Below are 21333 nucleotides of genomic sequence, written 5' to 3' on the forward strand. Positions count from 1 at the left end.
TGATTCCTCCCCGTCACAACCTGTCATGTCCCAGTTCATTCCCCATCCTTTGCCGTGGAACCCGGCGCAAAAGCTGGCCTTCCGGTTTTTCTTTGCCTATTTTCTGCTTTATGTCTTTCCATTTCCGCTCTCCAATGTGCCCGGCTCCTACTTCCTGACCAGTTCCTACAACGACGTCTGGCATGCGCTGGTGCCGTGGGTAGGCCGAACGATTTTCCATCTGCCCCATGAAATCACGGTTTTCCCGAACGGAAGCGGGGATACGACGTTCAACTACGTTCAGCTTTTTTGTTTGGTCGTTCTGGCGTTTGCCGCTACCCTGGTGTGGTCGTTGCTCGACCGAAAGCGGGCCAACTACTACACTTTGCTTTACGGGCTGCTGGTGTTGCTGCGGTATTATCTGGCCATCACGATGTTCACCTACGGTTTTGCCAAGGTCTTCAAGACCCAATTCCCGTTTCCGGGCATCACGCGGCTCATGGAACCTTACGGCCAATCGTCGCCCATGGGGCTGGCCTGGACGTTCATGGGGTATTCGACGGCCTACAACTGGTTTACCGGTCTGGGCGAGATCATTGGGGGTGCCCTGCTTTTATTCCGAAAAACGACGGCTTTGGGAGCCATCATTCTGGTGGCGGTTATCGGCAACATTGTCGCCATCAACTTCTGTTTTGATGTCCCGGTGAAGCTGTATTCGTCGAATCTGCTCTTAATGGCGCTGTTTATCCTGACCACCGACGGCCGGCGACTGATGAATGTCCTTTTGTTAAACCGCCCGGCACCCGCTCTTGATCTGACGCCTTTCCGAACCTCCCGCCGTTGGCGGAGAGGCCGAATTATTTTCAAAACACTGGCAATCAGCTTTGTGCTGTACGGCCAGACTTACGGCGGTTTTATCACCGCAAAGCAATACGGTGACCACGCACCAAAACACCCGCTTTACGGTCTGTATCAGGTCGAAACCTTCGCATTGAATGGCGACACCCTGGCACCAATGCTGACAGACACGACGCGCTGGCGGCAGGTAATGGTTGGAGGGTATAAAAGCTATCCGACTCTGACGATTCGGTATATGAATGATTCCCTGCGAAACTATGCCTTTGAGCTGGATACCGCCAAATTACAAGCCGTCTTATATGCCCGTTCCGACACGGCTCACAAATACCGGCTAACCTACCAGCAACCGGACACAAACTCCCTCATTCTGGAAGGGTCCAACCAAATCGATTCTATTTGTATTCGGCTGAAAAAACAGGACATCCGGCAGTTTCTGTTGGTAAACCGGGGCTTTCACTGGATCAACGAATACCCCATGAACCGGTAATTTTGTCGGTTTTTGCGTTAAAAACTATACCGCCATTTCTCCTACAAAAATAGTTGCATTACTGAAGGATTTTATTGAACTTACTACCGGATTCTAACTGAGACCCTTATGAACCGGCTCTTCCTTATTTTCTCGCTTTTGTCTGCCAACACCACATTCAGTCAGGCACAAGCTGTCCGGGAAGCTGAAGGCAAACTTGAATCCGGACAACAAGCCCCTGATCTGGTTTTGTCCGATAAACAGAACAAACCGGTTCATCTGCTTTCTTACAAAGGCAATGTGGTTTTGGTTGATTTCTGGGCAAGCTGGTGCGATCATTGCCGTCAGGAACACGTTCGACTGAAAGAAATTTATGATCAATACAAAGATCGGGGACTTCAGATCGTCAGTATTTCCATCGATAAAAATCCGAAAGCCTGGCGAAAAGCCCTTCAAAAAGCGGAATTGCCCTGGATGCAACTCACCGATCGGGTAGGCTCCCGAAACATCATTGGCCCTCAATATGGCACAAATTCCATTCCCATCAATCTGCTGATCGATAAGAATGGATATGTGCTTCGGAAAGGACTGCACGGCACCGAACTGGATCGGCAACTCGCGCTGGTCTTTAATATGCCGTAATGTACCTGCAAACCGCCTGTGGGCACTCAGGAATGGGCGGCTACGATTTCCTTTAAAAAGGCCAGAAATGGTGCAGAGAATTCCTTGCGTTTCAGCGCAAATTCAACGGTGGTTTTCAGAAAATCCAGTTTGTTGCCAATGTCGTGGCGTTTGCCCTCGATGCGGTGCGAATAGATGTTTTCGCGTTTGAGCAATAACAACATCGCATCCGTCAACTGGATTTCGTTGTTTTTCCCTTTGGCGGTTTGCTCGATGGCGGCAAAAATGTCGGGCGTCAGGATGTACCGGCCCGCGATTGCCAGATTCGACGGAGCGGCTTTGATCGACGGTTTTTCGATCAGCGTATTCAGCTCCATGATGCTGTCGCTCAGGGCGGTTCCGCCCACAATTCCGTAGCGGTTTACCTTATCGGCCGGCACTTCTTCCACGGCAATGACCGTTCCCCGGTACTGGTCATACGTATCGATCAACTGCTGGGTCACCGGAATCACCGAATCCATGATCGTATCACCCAGCAACACCGCAAACGGCTCGTTGCCAACGTGATGCCGGGCGTAATAAATGGCGTCACCCAAGCCGTTCAACTCTTTTTGCCGGACAAAATGAATATCCGCCATGTCCGACAACCGGCGCATCTCCAGCAACAACGCTTCATCTTCTTTCTCCTCCAGCCGGGTTTCCAACTCGTAATTCCGGTCGAAATGGTCTTCGATGGAGCGTTTGCCTTTTCCGGTAATGATCAGAATATCTTCAATGCCCGAATCGACGGCTTCCTGCACGACATACTGAATCGTGGGCGTGTCGATAATCGGCAGCATTTCTTTCGGTTGTGCTTTGGTGGCCGGCAAAAATCGGGTTCCCAATCCGGCAGCAGGAATTACGGCTTTCTTGATCATAATTTTGAATGAGTGAATGAGTGAATGAGTGAATAAAAAATGGCCGCAGCTATTCACTCATTCTATCATTCGAAATTAAACTACATAAGGTTTGATGACGCGGGCGTTGAGGTGTTTCATCTCGACAAACAGGCGGTTGAGCATGTCGTCGTCCTTGTAAATACCGACAATGGCCCCACCCGAACCGGCAAATGAAGCCGAGGCTCCGATCCGCCGAGCGGCCGAAATCATTTCCAGATTACTATCGCTGATGGTATAGATGCGTCGGCGCAGGTCGAAATTTTCATTCACCAGGGCGTGCAACTGGCTGGTTTCATTGTTCAGAATGGCCTCCCGGCCCTGACGGGCCACATCGGCGATGTCCTGCAACGTTTTGACCACCAGTTCCTCGCCCTTATCCCAGCGCGACCGCACATCGTTGTGAATCCGGCCCGACTGCTTGCCGAGCGACGTTTTATACGCAATGTACAGTTTGGGCAACAACCGCGGTTCGATGGGTTCGTAGTCACCGTGACCGGTTTTTTCCAGCAGTTCCCGGTCGAAGTTCATATAGACGCAACCTTCGTAACACTGAATAACGCGGTCCTGAAGTCCGGCGGTAATGCCCAGTTCTTCCGATTCGGTTTTCAATACCAGCGTTGGCAAATGCGGCAGCGGGATTTCGACCTGATAGAACTTCATCAACGCCCGAAACGTCGCCACAATGATGGCACTGGAGCCCGAAAGCCCCACCTGACGCGGAATCGAGGTGCTGTAGCGGATGGTGAAGTTTTTGTTGGGAAGCCGAAGACCGTGCTGATCGCAGTATTCACAAAACCGCTTGAGAGCCGCTTTGATGAGCGGCACCCCGCCATGGTAGCCCAGCGAGGCAACGGCGTCACGCAGGTGGTAAATACTCCGAAACGAGTTGGTGTCCTGTTCCTGGGGCTCGATGTTCAGTTCCGGTGACTCATAGAGCGACACTGACGCGCCGAAGTTTCGTACGGAAATCGAGATCGTTTTGCCAAAAAAACCGTCGGATGGGTTGCCTAACAGCCCGGCGCGGGCATAGGCGCGAGTTTCAATAATCAAGAGTTTTCTTAATTGGTAACGTATGGCGGCAAGTTAGGGGATAAATGACTAATGAACAATGAAAACTGAGAGATCGGCCCCGGGATTCTGCGTATACGCGGTCTTGTCAGGGACTTTGATCGCTAACTACGCAGCCGATGTCAGGGTCTTTGACCGCCGACAGGGCTCCATCCAGGCAAACACTTACTTGACCGTAAACGCCAGCAGTTTCCCTTCCGTCACTTCCTGTCGCTGCTTAAAAACCTGTTTCCCGCCCCCTTGCAGGGCGAACTCCCGAAGACGGATTTTGCCGTCCAGCACCGCCAGGCTCACCCGGTTTCCTGTCCCCTCCGAACGGATCGTGCAGGTTCCCCAGGCCGACCCGTTCGACCAGAAATAGGTCCCGGGTTTGGCGGTAAAGGTCATCGTTTCGGTCACGCCGGAATACAGAAAACCGCTCCAGGCCAGAACCGCATTCCAACTGGTCATCGACCGGGCGTAGTGGTGACCGCATTCCGGCTCGTTAAACGGATTGCGTTTGCGGCCATCGAACCGGTCGCGGATGCTTTTAAGGCATTTCAATGCGTTGTCCGTTTGCCCTTCGTACAGCATTCCCACGGCGGCTGTGTACTCAAACCCGGTCATGGATTCGGCAAAATACGGAAAGGGTACTTTCAGCCGACCTTTGGGCCAACTGGCCATCAGCAGCCCCGATTCATCACCCAGAACGTACGACCGCATGTTGTTGAAATGGTCGGAAAAGTTGTCCAGGTAATTGTATTTCATGATGCTTTGCAACGACTTCTGAATATGTTCCGGTTTGGCCAGGTAGCCCAGCCCCAGCATATGCGCCATCATCTGCCCCACCAACTGATCGACCAGACAGCCTTTTCCCAACTGGTAATCCGGAACCGGGACGTCCGGGTTCCCCTCCCAATTCAGAAAGGCAAACGTTTTCGGGTCGGTGATTTTGTGTTCGTAATACTCGCCGTTGAACAGATTCTGGTCCATCCAGACACTGCCTTTCCGGTACAAATCCGCACATTTTTGGGCCAGCGCCGGGTCTTTCATGGCCGTTGCCATTTCGGAAGTGGCTTTCAAAGCACCCAGATACCAGAAACCCATCTGCGGATTGGGACCATAATAATCCACATCCATTGTATTGTGCTGCCGACCTTCCATCACCCCGTCCTGGTTGCCATCCCAACCGCCCTGAATCCAGGCGTAACTCATCACCTTTTTGACCTGCTCCCAGTTTTTCCGTAAAAATTCAGGGTTTCCCGACAGTTGCCAGTCGCGGTAAAACTTCAGAATGGTCCCCATTTGACCGTCGGCGGCCACGTTTTTCCAATCCTGGGCTTTCGACAGCGGCAACATCACCCGGAAACTCATTTTACCTTCCGGATTGGTCGCGTAATTAAATTCAATATCCCGCATCGACTGCGACAGGTCGGCGAACAGAAAAGCCGTCGCCTGCTCGTAATTCCAGACGTGTGTACACGAACCAAAACAGGAACCGAATTCATCAAAAACCCCTTCCCAGCCCATCATGTGCCCACTCGGTATCCGGAACACGGTTTGGGAACGCAGCGTAGCCAGATTGAACAGGGCCGCTTCCTTGATCACATCGGGGTACGAACTGGACAAAAAAGCCTCTACAAACTGAAGCGTTTTCTGTTCCAGAACCGGCAGACGGGGCAACGTTTTCGTCATCACCTCCCAGGCATCGGCATACTGCGTCGAATAATAATTGCCGATGGCATCCTGCCCCGCCTTTGACGAAAACGACGACCAGGCCTGTCGGTTCGGAAAATTCCAGGTAATGAAGAACGTGTAGGTCTGGGTTTGGCCCGGCGCAATGGTTTTCTGCACCGCCAGCGACGCCAGCGGATCGTCGTCCACCAGCTTCGCCTTTTCCGTCAATTGTCCGTCCGCGCTGAAATCATCCCAAAAATCGAGCATGGCATTTTCCCAGTCGTTCGAACGCGACGAGGTGCGGTAGCTCACCCCCGCGGGGCTGTTGGTCGTCAGCGCGATGGTTCCCCAAGCGGGGTCCTGCCGACTGACGCTGTCTGAAAACAGGTAGATCCCCTGAAAACCCGCACCGGTTTTATAAACATTGGTATTCTTCTTTGCGCCGGTTGGCACCACATCACCTTTCCAGTCTTTGTGAGATTGACTGCCGTCTTTTCCGACAAAATTGCGCATCGAACCACAAACCGACACCGTTAGTGGCTCTTTGCTGGTGTTGGTCACTTCATAGGCCAGCACGGCAATGGGAATGCCACTCGCGTCGGCATTGCCGGGAACAAACGGATTGAACCCTTTGACCGTCACCTTCACCGGCATTTTGGCGTCCGACAAATGAACCTGCCCAAAGGGGTAAGCCGCGTCGAACGACGCTTCCGAAAACCGGGGAAAACCGTGCTGATTGACCGGTCGGCCTTCGTAGTGCAGGTATTCGGCCGGATCGAGGGGCCCGATCAGGGCTTTGGTCAACGGTTTTCCGCCCGCGGGCAACACGTTGATGGCAAAAAAAGGCGCATTGTTTCCCACCGTAACGGTACTGAAGCCCTTGGCGGGTTTGTTCATAATTTCCCAGTCGCGCAACTCACCCCGACCACCCAGCGAAACGGTTCCGGTGCCAATGCCGCCCAGGGGCAGCGCAAGGTTGTAGAGGTGATTTTGGTCGTAGTGTTTTAATACCGGCCAGGGCGCGGGTTGCCACTGGGCAAAAACCGTCCGGGTGCCAAGCAGCAGCAGAACGAAAATACGGAAAAAAGTCATCGGGTCAGGGGTTAATCCCGTAAAGGTACGAAAGCGGATGCGAACCGGAATGGCATGTCTTTTGATATAATCTAACCCGTCAGCTTAGTCCATTGGTTATTCAACGTTCACTTAACGGTTTTCTTTTCCCATGAAATCCATCTACCCGATTGGCGTTTCAGTATTTCTGTACAGTTTAATCGCTGGCTATTACGCCTACTCGGCAATTCACAACTCCTCCAAATCCCCTGACAAAGTTCGCCGGCGTTTGCTGGCAGCGCTGGCTTTTGGATTTGGAGCGATTTTGCTGGGCTGGATGTCCTATGAATTTTTTCGATAGCGTACCCACCTTCATCACATTCTGATTTTTCCGTGCCCACCCCTATGAATGAAGATACCTTATTTACCGTATTACAAGCCTTACCCACAGCCATCGATACCCCTCTTGTTATATTTGACAATCCAGAACAGGCCCAGATTTGGATCCAACTCAATGGTCTTGAGAAAGATAACCTATGGGTTATTACCAATGACGAGCGTCAGTACTGGGTGGTTTCGGACGATGTAGGGAAACAACTGATCAACCTCGGATTCCAGCGAATCAAAGTGAAACGCCCACCAGCTCCTCCACGATCTTCAGAAGCTCCCGGGGATGAAACGGTTTAGACAGGTAGGCATCGGCCGGAAACAGGGAGGTAATATTTTGGTTTAGGATCGCCAGATCAATCGAAACCGCCACAACGGCCGTGGTCGAAGCGGGGAGTTTCCGGACTTCCCGGATCACGTCACTCCCATCGCCGGACGGCAAATGCATGTCGGCAACCACCACATCCAGTTTGTGCTGGTGCATAATTTGAGTAGCCTGCTGAATGTCGCCGGCCTGAAAAGTAGCATATCCCGCCCGTTGCAGGGCATCTACCATGAGTTTTCGTTGAGAAGATTGGTCTTCAACTACCAATACCGACTTCTTCATTCGACAAAGATGGGAATACGAACACGTTCTATAAACCGTATTTGGGCAACGATTACCTACGTTCCTTTTATCAGGCAAATACCAGACCAATGTTCAAGAAAGTTTGTTTGCGGTATTAGGCCTGAAAACCGCCCGGTCCTCCAAATCTGTGCCAATCAAACCGGGTTTTCAGTAGGGAAATGACGCATATTCCTTTTGTCCACAAACCCATCCGGAAAATGCTATGCGCGCTTTTTTAGTCGTTTTATTTTTTGTTGCATCCAGTCTGGGAAATCTGTTGTCGGTTATATTCTCGGATGACCCTTTCTTACCCGCTTCTCTTCGTCCGTCCAGTAGTCTGGCAACCGTCCCCACCCTTGCAAAAAAGCGGATCGTGTTCATTGCGGGTGCCTGTAGCCACGGTGCCGGCGAACACGAACACAAAGCCGGGTGCCTGCTGCTGGCCCAACGACTCAATGCAACGATGCCCACCATCGACGCCGTCGTTTATGCAGACGGCTGGCCCTCCGATTCGTCGGCGTTTACCAACGCGGCTGCGATTGTCATTTACGGCGACGGTGGAGAGGGGCACCTGATCAACCAACACCTGGAATCGGTGAATACCCTGATGAAAAAAGGCGTTGGACTGGCCTGCATTCACTACGCCGTGGAAGTGCCCAAAGGCCCTGCTGGCACCTATTTTCTGGATTGGCTCGGGGGCTATTTCGAAACGTTCTGGTCGGTGAACCCGGTTTGGACCGCCAGCTACAAAAGTCTGCCCAACCACGCCATTACGACGGGCGTAAAACCGTTTACGATCAACGATGAGTGGTATTACCACATGCGGTTTCGCCCGAATCTGGACGGCGTAACGCCCCTGCTCACGACGGTGCCACCCGCTTCGACGCTGGAACGGAAAGACGGGCCACACGAGAACAATCCGGCGGTACGGGCCGAAGCGGGCCAACCCCAACACACCGCCTGGTGCCGCGAACGACCCAACGGCGGGCGGGGTTTTGGAATCACGGGGGGACATTACCACCGGGTCTGGGCCGATGATAATTTTCGTAAACTGGTGCTAAACGCCATTGCCTGGGTCGCTAAGGTGGACGTACCTGCCGGGGGCGTTTCCTCCGCAACGCCTTCCAAAGAAGAAATGGGGCTCAATCAATGTCCGCATTGAAACGATCCGTTTACGGCTAAACACCTTCAACCAATGGCTTCGGCTTGCTACGCGGGGTGTTTTAAACGGATTTCTTCCTGCTGGTATTCGTTGTACATTTCTGAATCTGTGTTTCTAAACCTTTACTCTGTTGATTCCATGAAAGTTTCTCTTTTCTTTACACTCATCGGTTGTGCCCTCCTGGCGGGGTTCATAGCGCGGTATCCCCAGAAGGCCGTCCGGCTTTTCGATGGCAAGACGTTTCGGGGCTGGGAAGGCGACACGCTTAAAACCTGGCGCATTCGGGACGGTGCCCTGGTGGGTGGTTCGCTCACCGAAACCGTGCCGCACAACGATTTTTTATGCACCACGCGCCCGTACGCCAACTTCATCCTGCGGGTAAAATTCAAACTGCTCGGAACAGACGGTTTCATCAACACCGGCGTGCAGTTCCGCAGCAAACGGCTCACTAAACCCGCCTACGAAATGACGGGCTATCAGGCCGATCTGGGTAAAGGCTACTGGGCCAGTTTGTACGACGAATCGCGCCGAAACAAAACGCTGATTGCGCCGGATTCGATGCTGATTAAGAAAATCCTGAAACCCAATGACTGGAACGACTACGAAATCCGGGCCGAAAACCGCCGGATCCGGCTGTACCTGAACGGAAAACAAACGGTAGACTATACGGAACCGGACCAAACCATTCCGCAGGAAGGGCTGATCGGTTTACAAATCCACGGCGGTGGCAAAGCGGAGGTGCATTATAAAGACTTGTTTCTGGAAGAATTACGCTGAGCTAAGTGGAAAAGGTGTCCGAAAAACCACACAAGTTGTGCGGTTTTTCGGACACCTTTTCATCCTAAGGATTGGCATCAGAATCGCGGAACCCTTCGCCGGTGGCTTCCGGGTCGGTTGTAAATCCGGCAAATCGTACGGCATCATATTCGTAGGCTGTGAAATATACCGGCTTTTCAGTTTGCAACAGGTGATAGATCCGGTCAAACTGGCTAAAGGGTAGCTGAACTTCAGTATACGCAACCCCTATGTTCAGGTAGTCGGCAGGGACGGATGCCGGAAAACGCACGCTTACGGTGTGAGCAGAAAGAGCGCCATCCGCTTTCAGTTCGACCCGAATCGAGAGGGTGTAATTTAAGGACGACGAAGTGAATACATCAACTTTGTAGGTTTCCACTTCACGGTTCCAGATCATTGGCATGGCTATATGGTTTTAGGATTCCCGCCAAGGTATCGGAAAACCTAAAACCAGTAGCCATACAATTGAGTATTCGGTCGTTACGCCAGCAACAACTTAGCCTACGACAGTTTTATCGTGTGCTGAAACGGCGTAAAACCGGTCAGATAAACCGTGGGAGCATCCATCGGCGGCAGAGCGCCCCGCAGCACCACGCCCTTGTGCAAGGCCTTGCCCGGCCCAAACGTAATCGTATCACTCTGAACCGTATACGAACCCGAATCGGCCGACAAAAGATGCGCATTCGGTCGGGTTGGGTGCTTGGTAACACCAGACAAGGTGCCACCCGCCCGAAAGATCAGTTCCACAGAAACCGGGATGTTTTCGGTTCCGGCAATTTGAATTTCCGCTTCCATCCCATTGCCGGTTTCCCGAATCGTCACTTTCGCTTCATAGTGCTGAACTTCGGTTTTCTGGCGGCTGGCCTGCGGCATTTTCACCCAATCGCCAGCCGGATCAATATTTTCCCTGGCAATCGGTTGATAATACGGGCCGTCCAACGACTGGCTCAACACCCAGCTATCGCCCTGCTTCTCAATTTTTTCCGATTGAAACTGCCCTTTCCCAAAAAACGAAGCCGATACCCGAAGGCCCTGCAAAATGGCTTCCCCTTTCGAAAAGGTCAGAAAAACCGGGCTGGTTTTTAAAATGGTAGCATCCCAGTTCCCGCGACGAACCCGTACCAAACCCGAATGGGGAAAGGCTTTTGCGTAGTTGGTTGGCAAGGGTTTGCTGGCGGGAAGTTCGTTCCAGAAAGCCGGATCTTCCAGGTAATAATCCAGAAAATAAACACCTTTGAGTAAGACGGTTTTCTCAATTTGCCGACACAGAGCTGCCAGCTCGCCGTTTTTGTCCCGCAACGCCATAAACCGGGCCGGATAATAATAGCCTTCCAACGTGCCGACCAGTGCTTTGTCCTGCCGACCCGACGCGTCGGAAACCACTTCGCCGTTCGGGTGAATGTAATAGAGGGTCATCGCCAGATTTTTCCGCACGTAATCCAGCAGTTCCGGTTTGTTCATTCCCTTCGCTATCGTGATCAGCAAGCGGTCGGTCAGGGGCGAATAAATCAGGGTGCTACGTTCGTTATACTGCCCGTCTTCATCCATGTCGATGTGTTCGGCCAGCCATTGCTCGATGCGGTTTACGTAGCGGGCATCGGGCCAGAGTGCGTTCAGTTTGGTCAGAGCCGCCGACACCACCCAGCGATGATTCGGCGTGTGAATCCCCCCCACCGTCAGTGCTTCACCCGCTTTTTGCAGGAAAGCTTTCAAGTTGGGTAAAACCGTTTCCAGCCCCGGCGTGCCGGACCGGTTCAACAAACTGTACGCCGTGGTGAGCCGTTTGACAATGAAACCGGTATCGGGGGTTGAATGAAAGTTGGTCGCGGGCAGGTCGATGGTCCCATCCGAATGCTGGATTTTCAGCAGATACTGTACTGCCTGACCGGTTTCGGCCAGGAGTTCTTTCGACCGGTAAAACGTCGATTCCGGGCAGGAAATGGCACAGGCATTCCGCCGGACAAAATCGGCAGTAGACTGCGGATTCGGGATATCCTCCCCATCTTTGACGCCCCCAAAAGCCGGATTGGCCGATTCTTTGATGCGATAGGCCCGGATTTGTCCGATTTGCTGGTCATTGGCTTTAATGACCTCGAGCAGCCACGACGGTTTGGTGTCGGGCGCAGCAGCATAGGAACGGGCCAATGTGGCCGTGGTCAGGGTAGGCAGACTACAAACCGAAGCCGTTCCTATGCGTACGAATGTTCGTCGATCCATCTATACTTTTTTAGGATCGGGGTGAATCCACGGTTTCCGGTACGGACGCGTCAGCAGACCCGTTGCTTCACGGTCGCCGACTACCTCTCTTTTCACTGGATCGTAGACAATGGGGCGACCGGTTTGCATGGAAATATTGGCCAGAATACAACTCGCGGTCGAAATGTGCCCTTCCTCAATATCGGCAACTGGACGTCCGCTTTTTTCGATGGCGGCCAGGAAGTCGATCATGTGTAGTCGGGTGGCCGGGGCGGCATTCAGCTCGATGCGTTCTTCGGTCAGATCTTCGGGATATTTCTCTTTTTCGTAGATAACGTCTTTGTGGATTTTCTGTCCGCCTTTCTCCTGTGGTATAAAATCGTACTGCATGGTGCTGGCCCACAACGTTCCTTTTTCGCCGTATAGCGTAAATGACCACGGATAATCGGGGTTGGTGGCCGTCCCCCAGCTCCGCTGCGACCAGACGCAGTTCAGTTCGGGATATTCAAAAACCGCTGCCTGCGTGTCGGGAATATTAGATTTTCCTTCTTTCTGCACATAAATACCGCCTTGCGAACTGATGCGGGTTGGCCAGCCGAGTTTAAGCATCCATCGAACGGTATCGAACATGTGGATGCACATATCGCCCATGATGCCGTTGCCGTATTCTTTGAAGGTCCGCCACCACCGGATGTGGGGCAACCCGTCGTAGGGGCGCAGGGGAGCCGGTCCCGTCCACATTTCGTAATCCAGAAAATCAGGAACCGCCGTAACCGGTGGATTGCCGTTGGCCCGCATGTGCAGATGGCAAGTCATTTCAACATGCGAGATTTTACCAAGCAGACCTGCATCGACAATGTTCTTCTTGGCTTCGATCAGGTGCGGAGTGCTTTTGCGTTGCGTTCCGACCTGTACCACTTTTTTGTATTTCCGGGCGGCTGCCACCATCGCTTCGCCTTCCATGACATCGACGCTGATCGGTTTTTGCACGTAGACGTGTGCACCGGCTTTCACGGCATCGATCATTTGTAGCGAGTGCCAATGATCCGGTGTTCCGACCAGAACAATATCCAGTTCGTTTTCAGCCAGTAATTTCCGGTAATCACCATATAGTTTGGGCGTTTTGCCGGATTTTTGCCGCTGGCTAACCAGTTTTCCTGCGGCTGCCAGTTGGTTTTTGTCGACATCGCAAAGTGCAACTACTTCAACGGGAGCCACCTGTATCAACCGGAACAGGTCACTTTTACCGTACCAGCCGGTTCCGATCAGGGCAACACGCCAGGTTTTTCCCTGATGGAGTACATCCATCCCATAGGCACCCAGCGTAGAAAGAGCGAGCGACGCCGTGGCGCCCTGTAGAAAACGACGTCGATTGATGTTAAAAAGATCCATTTACTTGAAGGTTTCGGACGGTTATCGCCGGGGTTGTTAGATTCGGTGAATATGTACTTTTTACACAAAGTTTAAAACTTTGGAAAGCTACTAAATTATATGAGAAAAAGTAATTTTTGATTGGGTGGCATCCGGATGGGTAAACTCGCCCTTACCTGACGCTTATTGGATTGCAAACGAAATCTAATTCGAATTCAGCCCATGAAAACCGCCTTCCTTGCTATCTTGCTGCTGATCTCCACCTCAGCAATGGCTCAAACCGACCACATTGGAACGCAGGCTTCCCTGCCCAATCACCCGCGGATTCTGCTGCTGAAAGGCGAAGAAGAGCCGATCAAACAAACCATCGGTTCCGACAAAACCTGGGAGAAAATGCACAACGTCATCCTGGCCGAATGCGACGCGCTGCTGAATGAAGCCCCCATCGAACGGATCCAGATCGGTCGGCGTTTACTCGGTAAATCGCGGGAAGGGCTCCGTCGGATTTTTTATCTGTCTTACGCCTGGCGGATGACTCAGCAGGAAAATTACCTGCGACGGGCGGAGAAAGAACTGCTCGCCATTTCGGCTTTCAGCGACTGGAACCCGTCGCACTTTCTGGATGTCGGTGAAATGACGATGGCGGTGTCCATTGGTTACGATTGGCTGTACTACGGTTTACCTGAACAATCCCGCGCCCGCATCAAAGACGCGATCTTAAAAAAGGGCATTGAACCGTCCTTGAATCCCAAATACAATAGCTGGCTCAAATCGAGCAACAACTGGAACCAGGTTTGCAACGCCGGCATGGTCTACGGCGCGCTTGCTATTTTTGAAGAACAGCCGGAACTGGCGAAAAGCATCGTCAACCGGGCCGTCGATGCGGTGGTGTTGCCCATGGCCGACTACATTCCGGATGGAGCCTATCCCGAAGGCTACAGCTACTGGGGCTACGGAACGAGCTTTAACGTTATGCTGATCAGCGCATTGGAAAAAGCATTCGGCAAAGATTTCGGGTTGGTCGCTCAACCCGGTTTTCTAAAGACGGCGGCTTATCTGCAAAACATGACGGGACCATCCGGCGATGCCTATAATTATTCTGATTCGGGGCTGGGCGGAGGACTGGAACCGGCGATGTTCTGGTTTGCCAACCGCCTGAAAGACCCTTCGCTGCTCTGGGTTGAACGAACGAATCTAATGAACGGCGACCCGAAAAAGCTGGTCAGAGACCGTTTGCTTCCTGCCACCATGCTCTGGAGTGGCGGTATCAAGATTTCTTCGATGGCCGAACCCAAAGAGCTGATGTGGAGCGGAAACGGAAAAAACCCGGTGGCCATGATGCGCACGTCGTGGAGCGACCCCGCAGCGATCTATGTCGGTGTCAAAGGTGGCAGCCCCTCCAACAGCCACGCCCACATGGATGTCGGCTCATTCATCATGGAAGCCGACGGGGTGCGCTGGGCCATGGATTTCGGGATGCAGGATTACGAATCGCTGGAATCGAAAGGCGTGGATTTGTGGAACCGGGCCCAGGACTCGCAACGCTGGCAGGTGTTCCGCTACAATAACTTCGTACACAATACGCTGACGGTCAACAACGAGCTGCAACGCGTTTTTGAGAAAGCGCCTATCACGTCGCTCTCCAAAACGCCCTTGTTCATGAACGCGGTGATGGATCTGAAAGACCTCTACAAAGGCGGTCTGACCAAAGCCACACGCGGGGTTGCGCTGGTCAACAAAGCCTACGTTGTGGTTCGGGATGAACTCGAAAGCCCGGCTGCCGAAACGACCGTTCGCTGGACGATGCTGACCCCGGCCGATGTCAAACTGCTTGGGAAGAACAAGGCCGAACTGACCAAAGAAGGAAAAAAACTGATTCTGGAGGTGCGCGAACCGGCAAAAGTGGTGCTAAAAACCTGGTCAACCGAGCCGACCCACGACTACGACGCGGCCAACCCCGGCACCATTCGGGTCGGTTTCGAAGTCCAGGTACCCGCCAGTTCAAAAACCGCCCTGACGGTTTTACTCCTCCCCGAAAAAGCCATCAAATCCGCTGGTTCAAAAGTACCGGCCCTGGAGAAGTGGCCGAAAGAATAGTTTGTGGTTTACGGTATTCGGTTTACGGTTTACGGTGGCTGACGCGTGCTTCATGCGTCAGCCACCGTAAACCGTAAACCGAATACCGTAAACTGTATACTGTAAACTAAATCGACGTATACGAATACGATTCGGCTTCTTCGTTTGGATCTTCGTCATCCAGCCACAGTTCTTCCGACTCCAGCGTGACGTCGATGTCTTCCATTCTGCGTTGCAGGGGCTCGAACTTTCCGCGTGGCAACCACTTGATCAGAACGCCCGCAAGACTCAGCGAGAACGCTGCGGCCGACAGCGCAATGGCCTTATTTTTTCCATACTGCTTCGTGGCAATACCGGCTAAACCCGCTACGAAGGGCAACAAATACCAGGGATCATTGAGCCGCCGGGCCACGGTATACGCCACACCGGTAGTGGCTCCCAGCACGGCAATGAACACGGGGGTATCGCGATCAGGGTTTGGTTTCCAGACTTTCAGGTTCAATAACAGATTCGGTGTGCCGACGACCGAGGCCGTAGTGAGCCAGCCCGCATAGAGACTGAACGGAATCCGCAAATACTTCTCCGGGCTTTTGACTTTGGTTTTGCCAATTTCGAGTTGGTGGTGGAGGGCCAATGCCACCGGCAAACTGGCTTTTGTAACCAGATCGGAGCCAATCATGCTTTCCATGCGCGGGTCGGAAAATAACCGCCCAAAAACCGCATTCAACACATAGCTGATGGCCAGCCAGGGAGCCGCATTCCGATACCGGCGATTGTGTAGCTGGGAAGGAAAAGCCTGATGAATAGCATAAGCTGTCGTTCCGGCGTAGATGGTCGACCAGACGACGCCAAACGTCCAGCCATCGGGAATGATCGGGTTGGCATCGAAAACCTGACGGTATTCGGGCAGAACCGCATCGGGTTCCTCGTCGTCTTTTCTTTTGGTTGCCGACGTTACCGGTCGATTGGCGGTTGCCGTGTAGAGGATACTGCCAACCACCAAAACGGCGGTTCCCAGCCGCCACAAAAATGAGTTGTTTTTCATACGATCTGACTGTTAGACGGTAGCACAGCCCATCCCTGACGCTCAAGTGTCAGGGATAGGTCTCTTGTTTGCTAACAATCAGAAACGGGAGATGTTGGAAAGTTTTTGGCTTATTTGATCACCACCTTCACATCGATCTGCTTCAGGCGCGGTTTGCCGATGGCGGTGGAGTCGCCCGGTCTGATGCCGGTTCCGAGGCCAATGGCATCGATTCGAATGTAGTTGATGCCCGATTTGATCAGTTGGTTCTTGATGTTCAACACCCGCGTAACGGACAGGGCTTTGTTGCCCATCGGCGGCACGGCGTCGTTGGCATACCCCACCAACCGGATTTGCACAACCGGGTTGTTTTTCAATAAGGTCGACAATTCGCCAACGGTTGCCATTCCGGCGGGTTTTAGCTGATCGGTTCCCGGTTCGAAATCCAGGGCGGGGACCCTAAAACTCCGCCCCGCAGGTGCTTGTGGATTGGTCAGGTAAGCTGCCATGGCGGTCATGATCGGGCTGGTGACCGTTCCGGAACCGGGCAGGGTCGTCGAATCGGTTCGGGCGGTAAGGGCCGGACGGACTTTGGCGGAGTCGACCGGGGCGATGGCGGCTGAATCAACAAATTCGGTGGAGGTTGCTTCTTCCTCGTTGGCCGATGAATACGACTGAGTATTGTTCCAGATGTAATACGCGGCACCGGCCAAAGCCAGCAATGCCAAGGCTCCGACACCCCATTTCACGAGCGAGCCATTGCCTTCTTCCTCAGGTTCGGGCGTAAACCGCTGACGCTCCTGAACGGGAGAACGTTCGGCCAGACCGGTTCGTTTGGCGGGTGTTACGCCCACTGCCAGCAGTTGCTGGATATTCAACCCTTCGGCAATCCGGTCGAGCAGCCGTTCGGGCGTCAGCTCAATCAGATGATCGCGCTGATCGGCGAGCAGGGCAGCCAGACTATCAGCGTCCAGCTTTTTTTCCACCACCAGTTTATTCAGTGTTCCCAAGACCAGGGGCGTCACCAGCCCCAGCAGGGTGATAGCCGCCGAATTTTTGATGTTGGCATAGCCGGAAATGGCCAACCCAATGGCACTTTTCATCGCGGGCAGCAGGTGGCTGATGCTGTTGCTACCCTGTTCGGCCAGCCGGTTAATTTGCTCGGGATCGCGGAGGAGTTCGGGAAAGGTGGCGACGAGATTGGCGTCGAACTTTCCTTTTTGAATGGCATTATATAATTGATTAACCCCGATTTCGGTCGTTGTCCGTTTCATCAGACCCGCTACTACGGTATGAATCAGCCCTTCCAGGGCGACCCGGGTTTTTTCCGGATTCTCATCAACGTAATAGGCCGCCCGGGAAACAACCGAATCAGTCAGGTTTTCTTTCAGTTCGACTAATAAATTCATAAAGACGATATTGCATGGGAACTAACACATCAACACAAAGACCACATCCGCATACACGAGGCTGACGAATACAATATGAAGGATAAAGTTAGACAAAAAAAAGGAGCCAGAAGCGGGAAGTGAAAATCCGGGCTGCATTTTAGACAAAAAAAAGAAGTGAGAGGATCGAAGTAAGAGAAAAGAGGTAATAAATAGGAGAAAAGAAATTTGAAGGCAGAAACCGCCAAACCCCTTATCCCTCTTTTCTTTTACAGCACCCTCCCACCCGTTCAGGCACCCTGAAACTGCCGCAGAAACCGGACGTCGTTTTCAGTGTACAGCCGCAGGTCGTTCACTCCGTAGCGAAGCTGCGTAATACGCTCGACACCCATCCCGAACGCATACCCGGTATATTCTTCCGGATCGATTCCACAATTGATCAGAACGTTTGGATCGACCATTCCGGAACCGGCGATTTCGACCCAGCCGCTGTGTTTGCAAATGTTGCAGCCTTTTCCGTGGCAGATCTGGCACGAAATATCGATTTCGGCACTGGGTTCGGTGAATGGAAAATAGGAAGGCCGAAACCGAATCTTTACGTCTTTGGCAAACATCTCCTTCACAAAATGGTAGAGTGTATCTTTCAGATCCTTGAACCCGACGTTCTTATCGACGTATAAACCTTCGACCTGGTGAAACATGCAATGCGCCCGCGCCGAAATGGCTTCGTTGCGATACACGCGCCCCGGCATGATGGCACGGATGGGCTGGAAGGTTGTATTGTATTTCTGGTGTTCCATCAACCGGATCTGCACGTTCGACGTATGCGTTCGCAACAACAGGTCGGCGGGGGCGCCACTGCTCTTTTTTTCCACGAAAAACGTATCCTGCATGTCGCGGGCCGGGTGGTTATCCGGAAAGTTCAGAGCACCGAAGTTATACCAGTCGGTTTCGATTTCGGGGCCATCCGCCACACTGAAACCGATCCGGCCAAAAATGCGGATGATTTGCTGACGAACGATCATGAGCGGGTGCTGGGTACCATACTGATTCGGAACCACAGGGAGGCTCAGGTCGGCGGGGGCGGTTACGTCGTCTGGCTGGCTGTTTTCCAGCGATGTGCTAAACTCTTTAAACCGCTGCTGGGCAAAATCTTTCAGCGAATTTAATTCCTGACCAACGGCCCGACGGTCTTCCTGGGGCACCTGCTTCAGTTTCTCAAACAGATCCGTTACAACGCCTTTCCGCCCGATATACCGAAGACGAAATTGTTCCAACTGATCCTTGGATTGAATTTGAACGAGTTCAATCTCCTGATAAATTTCTTTGACTTTATCCAGCATGCGCTTTGTATTCTATCCGGGTTGTGGCAAAGATAACCATTTTCCGGGCACCGTTAAAAATAGATCTTGACCGTTCATCACATGTCGCGGTACGGTTGTTGGGCGGTATATTGACAACAGGCGGATGAGGTACATCATTGAAAATACCGCACAATCAGAGATAACCTGTTCAAAATCAGTACAAATCTTTTGTTACACAATCTTACTCGATCCACTATGGAATCCATCCTGAAGGAAAATCTTTTCGACCAAGTGTCCACAAAATTCCCCAAAAGTGTGGAAAAAAAGTCCACCCCCTCAGTCGCCCAAAAACTTCTCATTCCTTTTTACGATCGTAAACGAACAATCTCACTTGAAGAAATTGTCCGTCTGGAGGGTTCCGGCAACTACACGAATTTCTTCCTGAAAGATGGTACCCGCATGTTGGTATCGCGGACCTTAAAAGAATACGAAGACCTGTTGGATGGCGAAGCGTTTGTACGGGTTCATAAATCCTGTATCGTAAACCTCTGCTATGTTCGCCGTTTCTACGTCAAAAAAGAAGGCGAACTGGAATTGAACGACGGACAGCAGGTAAAAATTTCCCGGCGCCGGGCTCAGAACTTCATGGACCGAATTCGCAATTTTTCACCGAGTATTGTACGGTAATTCAGACCGCTAAATTCCCGCAGGTTATGTGTAGTATACGCAAACCGTCACTACGTAGAAATACGTAATCGGTCAAGGGGATATACGGAATGTAACCGCCCATTTTACAAGATAAAGGCTTGACATTTAACCACTTACCTACTCAGGCGAGTCGCTAAATGTCAAGCCTTCCTTTTTAGTGAACGGCAATTTGAGCTAGTTTTGTCATGTCAGTAACAACAAAAAACATAAACAAAACTCTAATCGTCAATCGCTATGGAATCGCTCGCATATCCCTCCTCTACGACACTGCAACCGTTGTTTCCCCGGATGTATCAGCGTAACGCTACCCGCATTGCGCTGCCTTACCTGAATCGCAACATCATGATCTCGGTGGATGACATTGTTAGTCTGCACGGAGAAGGTAATTATACGTTCATCACGACGCGCGACAAAAAGCGGTATCTGGTTTCAAAGACTCTGAAAGCATTCGAACATATGCTCGATCAGTCGATGTTTCTGCGGATTCACAAATCGACCATCATCAACCTGGCCTATGTTCAGTTCAGCGTTTTTGCCACCGAACGCATCGTTCGGTTGACCGACGGCCAGGAAGTAGCCATCTCCCGGCGCCGGATGAAGGAAATCAGCCAGCGGTTGAATGGTTTCATGCAATCGTTATTCAACTGATTGCTTTCCATACAGATAATACTATTACGGTTTATTTTGGGTTAGTTGAGCAGAACAGCCGTTGTCGGCTCCTTCGGGACGGGACAACGGCATGTTTTTTTGCCCCCAAAATGATCACCGATTCAGATGAGCAGAACGCCCCCCAGTCAATAAAAAAGCGCAGCGGTTCTTCTAAAAAAACCACTACGCCGTAAAATAATCTGATAGAACTGAATTTAGAAAAGCCGCATCGCCAGGGTTACCTGCCACGATTTCAGTCGCTGGCTGAATTGAGCCGAATTGGCATCCCCCCCCAGATTCACGGAGGCCACATCGGACAGGCTTCCTTCCCGCCGGACGTCGATCCCAAACCGTCCCAGATCCAGGCCAAGCCCAAGCTGATAACCGTACGTCGCTTTGGCCAGCGCATTGTTCAGACTGCCCGACGTATAATCCTCCAGGGCGTCACGCAATTTCTGATCATCGCTGATGCGGAACGATACGATCGGACCCGCCACGACCCGGATCGGACCACCTTTTAAACCCAGTAAAATCGGCACATCAAAATTGGTCGTTTGGATCGAAACCGTCTCCGTGGTCGGCTGGCCGTTGATGTCACGCACAATGTCGAATGAGCCGCCTTTTGACGACACCAGCAGTTCGGGCTGGATGTAAATGTTTTTTCCAAACCGGGTATAGATTCCGTAAGCCCAGCCGGTTTTGCTGTTGAAACTTTCTTTCAAATTATCGCGAATGACCTGACCGCTGACATTCACCTGGGGGGTGCCGTTGGCATTCAGGCGCGTGGTCACAAAGTCGCCCATGGTGAACTGGGACAGGTTTACCCCGCCCTTGATACCAATACTGAATTGGGCAAAAGTCAGGGAAGGCAGGATCATAACCAGTCCCAAAAACAGGATTTTTTTCATTTGGAGAGATGTTTGAGTGAATAACGAGAACGATGGCAAATGTGCTATGCCGAACCAGTTTTTTTTAGTATATTGTTACTGAACGAGCGCATCGCGTTCTTTGCAGAAGCGAATTTTAAACAG

Annotated in this window: 19 protein-coding genes; 8 read left to right on the forward strand and 11 right to left on the reverse strand. The window is 52.1% G+C overall.

Annotated elements, in window-relative coordinates; genetic code table 11:
* Positions 1 to 25 precede the first annotated feature (25 nt).
* Together ACS5NO_RS24910 and ACS5NO_RS24915 are read left to right on the forward strand one after the other, a co-directional pair.
* On the forward strand, positions 26 to 1324 hold the full coding sequence (locus tag ACS5NO_RS24910; RefSeq protein ID WP_439417639.1) for a DoxX family protein: 1299 nt from the start codon (positions 26 to 28) through the stop codon (positions 1322 to 1324).
* A gap of 108 nt (positions 1325 to 1432) precedes the next feature.
* Positions 1433 to 1945, forward strand: coding sequence for a TlpA family protein disulfide reductase (locus ACS5NO_RS24915; RefSeq protein WP_150875711.1), 513 nt, complete (start codon positions 1433 to 1435; stop codon positions 1943 to 1945).
* Between the two features lie 26 nt (positions 1946 to 1971).
* Here ACS5NO_RS24915 and galU read toward each other — a convergent pair whose 3' ends face one another.
* The 3 genes from galU to ACS5NO_RS24930 form a co-directional block, all read right to left on the reverse strand.
* Complete coding sequence (galU, locus tag ACS5NO_RS24920; protein WP_114405935.1) at positions 1972 to 2841, reverse strand: UTP--glucose-1-phosphate uridylyltransferase GalU; 870 nt, start codon at positions 2839 to 2841, stop codon at positions 1972 to 1974.
* Between the two features lie 75 nt (positions 2842 to 2916).
* On the reverse strand, positions 2917 to 3912 hold the full coding sequence (locus tag ACS5NO_RS24925; protein WP_439417640.1) for a mevalonate kinase family protein: 996 nt from the start codon (positions 3910 to 3912) through the stop codon (positions 2917 to 2919).
* Positions 3913 to 4095: 183 nt separating this feature from the next.
* A complete protein-coding gene (locus ACS5NO_RS24930; protein WP_439417641.1) occupies positions 4096 to 6678 on the reverse strand; it encodes a GH116 family glycosyl-hydrolase in 2583 nt (860 codons plus the stop codon).
* 130 nt (positions 6679 to 6808) lie between these two features.
* On the opposite strand from ACS5NO_RS24930, the gene ACS5NO_RS24935 reads away from it, so the two are divergent.
* Positions 6809 to 6997 (forward strand): hypothetical protein, encoded by a 189-nt coding sequence (locus tag ACS5NO_RS24935; RefSeq protein ID WP_133299806.1) that lies wholly within the window; start codon positions 6809 to 6811, stop codon positions 6995 to 6997.
* Positions 6998 to 7258: 261 nt separating this feature from the next.
* Here ACS5NO_RS24935 and ACS5NO_RS24940 read toward each other — a convergent pair whose 3' ends face one another.
* Entirely contained in the window at positions 7259 to 7630 is a 372-nt protein-coding gene (locus ACS5NO_RS24940; protein WP_114405938.1) for a response regulator transcription factor, read from the reverse strand.
* Positions 7631 to 7853: 223 nt separating this feature from the next.
* Between ACS5NO_RS24940 and ACS5NO_RS24945 the strand changes: the two genes are divergently transcribed.
* A complete protein-coding gene (locus ACS5NO_RS24945) occupies positions 7854 to 8792 on the forward strand; it encodes a ThuA domain-containing protein (RefSeq protein ID WP_439417642.1) in 939 nt (312 codons plus the stop codon).
* Between the two features lie 138 nt (positions 8793 to 8930).
* Complete coding sequence (locus ACS5NO_RS24950; RefSeq protein WP_439417643.1) at positions 8931 to 9569, forward strand: 3-keto-disaccharide hydrolase; 639 nt, start codon at positions 8931 to 8933, stop codon at positions 9567 to 9569.
* Positions 9570 to 9633: 64 nt separating this feature from the next.
* On the opposite strand, the gene ACS5NO_RS24955 is transcribed toward ACS5NO_RS24950, so the two are convergent.
* From ACS5NO_RS24955 to ACS5NO_RS24965, 3 genes are all read right to left on the reverse strand, one after another.
* Entirely contained in the window at positions 9634 to 9990 is a 357-nt protein-coding gene (locus ACS5NO_RS24955) for a hypothetical protein (protein ID WP_439417644.1), read from the reverse strand.
* A gap of 98 nt (positions 9991 to 10088) precedes the next feature.
* On the reverse strand, positions 10089 to 11804 hold the full coding sequence (locus ACS5NO_RS24960) for a hypothetical protein (protein ID WP_439417645.1): 1716 nt from the start codon (positions 11802 to 11804) through the stop codon (positions 10089 to 10091).
* Complete coding sequence (locus ACS5NO_RS24965) at positions 11805 to 13175, reverse strand: Gfo/Idh/MocA family protein (RefSeq protein ID WP_439417646.1); 1371 nt, start codon at positions 13173 to 13175, stop codon at positions 11805 to 11807.
* 201 nt (positions 13176 to 13376) lie between these two features.
* On the opposite strand from ACS5NO_RS24965, the gene ACS5NO_RS24970 reads away from it, so the two are divergent.
* Positions 13377 to 15251 (forward strand): heparinase II/III domain-containing protein, encoded by a 1875-nt coding sequence (locus ACS5NO_RS24970; protein WP_439417647.1) that lies wholly within the window; start codon positions 13377 to 13379, stop codon positions 15249 to 15251.
* Positions 15252 to 15357: 106 nt separating this feature from the next.
* Here ACS5NO_RS24970 and ACS5NO_RS24975 read toward each other — a convergent pair whose 3' ends face one another.
* The 3 genes from ACS5NO_RS24975 to pheS form a co-directional block, all read right to left on the reverse strand.
* Positions 15358 to 16275 carry a TspO-related membrane protein gene (locus tag ACS5NO_RS24975; protein ID WP_439417648.1) on the reverse strand — a complete coding sequence of 306 codons (918 nt, stop codon included), beginning with the start codon at positions 16273 to 16275 and terminating at the stop codon, positions 15358 to 15360.
* A 110-nt stretch (positions 16276 to 16385) separates the two neighbouring features.
* Entirely contained in the window at positions 16386 to 17663 is a 1278-nt protein-coding gene (locus ACS5NO_RS24980) for a DUF937 domain-containing protein (RefSeq protein ID WP_439417649.1), read from the reverse strand.
* 269 nt (positions 17664 to 17932) lie between these two features.
* A complete protein-coding gene (gene pheS, locus ACS5NO_RS24985) occupies positions 17933 to 18985 on the reverse strand; it encodes a phenylalanine--tRNA ligase subunit alpha (protein ID WP_439417650.1) in 1053 nt (350 codons plus the stop codon).
* A gap of 216 nt (positions 18986 to 19201) precedes the next feature.
* On the opposite strand from pheS, the gene ACS5NO_RS24990 reads away from it, so the two are divergent.
* Both ACS5NO_RS24990 and ACS5NO_RS24995 read left to right on the forward strand, forming a co-directional pair.
* The gene (locus tag ACS5NO_RS24990; RefSeq protein WP_138993836.1) at positions 19202 to 19633 is read left to right on the forward strand and encodes a LytR/AlgR family response regulator transcription factor; all 432 of its coding nucleotides are present in this window, start codon (positions 19202 to 19204) and stop codon (positions 19631 to 19633) included.
* Positions 19634 to 19888: 255 nt separating this feature from the next.
* Entirely contained in the window at positions 19889 to 20302 is a 414-nt protein-coding gene (locus ACS5NO_RS24995) for a LytR/AlgR family response regulator transcription factor (protein WP_170315687.1), read from the forward strand.
* Positions 20303 to 20517: 215 nt separating this feature from the next.
* Here the strand turns inward: ACS5NO_RS24995 and ACS5NO_RS25000 are convergent, their stop codons facing one another.
* Complete coding sequence (locus tag ACS5NO_RS25000; RefSeq protein WP_439417651.1) at positions 20518 to 21210, reverse strand: porin family protein; 693 nt, start codon at positions 21208 to 21210, stop codon at positions 20518 to 20520.
* Positions 21211 to 21333: the final 123 nt, after the last annotated feature.

The sequence above is a fragment of the Larkinella fluvii genome (assembly GCF_051857545.1).
Classification (GTDB): Bacteria; Bacteroidota; Bacteroidia; order Cytophagales; family Spirosomataceae; genus Larkinella.